This is a genomic window from Microcoleus sp. B4-C1, assembly GCF_036705285.1.
In the GTDB taxonomy this organism is placed as follows: Bacteria; Cyanobacteriota; Cyanobacteriia; order Cyanobacteriales; family Microcoleaceae; genus Microcoleus.
Genome location: NZ_JAUBUC010000236.1, coordinates 1 through 1,237 on the forward strand (window position 1 = coordinate 1; position 1,237 = coordinate 1,237).

The 1,237-nt window shown below is 36.1% G+C and carries 1 protein-coding gene; it reads left to right on the forward strand.

All coding sequences use genetic code 11. The annotated features are described in order from the left end of the window. Positions 1-51 precede the first annotated feature (51 nt). Positions 52-1,206, forward strand: a complete 1,155-nt coding sequence (locus QUB26_RS31870) for an ISL3 family transposase (RefSeq protein WP_333244317.1) — start codon at positions 52-54, stop codon at positions 1,204-1,206. The last annotated feature ends 31 nt before the right edge of the window (positions 1,207-1,237 follow it).

The window sequence follows — 1,237 nt, forward strand, 5'->3', positions numbered from 1 at the left end:
GGCTCTCCTGAGTTTATGGTGTAAAATGTACCTACTAATACATTTACCGTTATGAGCTTCCATCTAGACTATCTATTAGCCTTGCCGGGAGTCAGGGTTGAAACTTGTACTCAAGTTGAGGGAAAAATTTTCTTGGGACTGAGCATTTTATCAGAAGGAATTGTTTGTCATCATTGTAACAATCCTACCGAAAAACTGCATCAAAATCGACCAATTTTAGTAAGAGATTTGTCTGTTTTTGGTCGTCCTGTATATCTAAAAATCCCACGACGGCAGTTTTACTGTCCTCGTTGTCAACGGTATCCCACAGAAAAATTAGATTTTTTGGACGTTAAAAGACGGCATACTCAACGATATGAACAAGATATTTATGAGCGTGTAAAACAATCGAGCATGGAGCAAATTGGACGAGAAGAAGGACTGAGTTATGACGAAATAAAAGGAATATTTGAGCAGGTAAACACCCTCAAGAAAAAACCGAATTGGCAAGGGGTTAAACGAATTGGTCTGGATGAGATAAGTATGCGAAAAGGTCAAGGAAATTTTGTGACTGTTGTGAGTGACCTCGGCGAAGGTAATTTAATTGAGATGATTGATTCTCATCGCTGTGAACAAATCATTGAAGTCCTTATAGAACAACCAATTGAGGTTCGTGAACAAGTTGAGGAAGTGAGTGTTGATATGTGGGGAGGATTCCCTAAAGTTATCAAAAAAGTATTCCCAAACGCCAAAGTTATTATTGATCGTTTTCATGTAATGAAAGTAGTTAACAAAGACTTAAATAAGTTACGTAGAGCAGCCGGAATAACAGACAGGCAAAGTAAATATTTATTATTAAGTAATCGAGTAAATTTAAATCCTCTTCAGATTGATAAATTAGAATTGACACTAGGAAAATCCGAATGTTTGCGAATTGCGTATGAGATGAAAGAAAAATTTAGAGAAATATATGAGACTAATTTGACGGTCAAAGAAGGGCAGAACAAAATCAAAGAATGGCTAAATCATGCACAAGTATTTTTTAGAGAATCTGCATCAACAATTGAGAATCATTTTGAGGGTATTTGCAACTACTTTCTTCATCGCACCACAAGTGGAGTCATGGAAGGAATCAACAATCGGATTAAGTTGATAATGCGGCAAGGGTATGGTTTTTCTAATTTTAATAATTTTAGGAATCGCGTATTAGCTTGCTTTTCTGATTAGATAAACTTATAACCATAAGTTCAGGAGAGCC

Coding starts and splice junctions, on each gene's coding strand:
- QUB26_RS31870 (WP_333244317.1), top strand. CDS start 52: ATGAGCTTCCATCTAGACTATCTATTAGCCTTGCCGGGAGTCAGGGTT.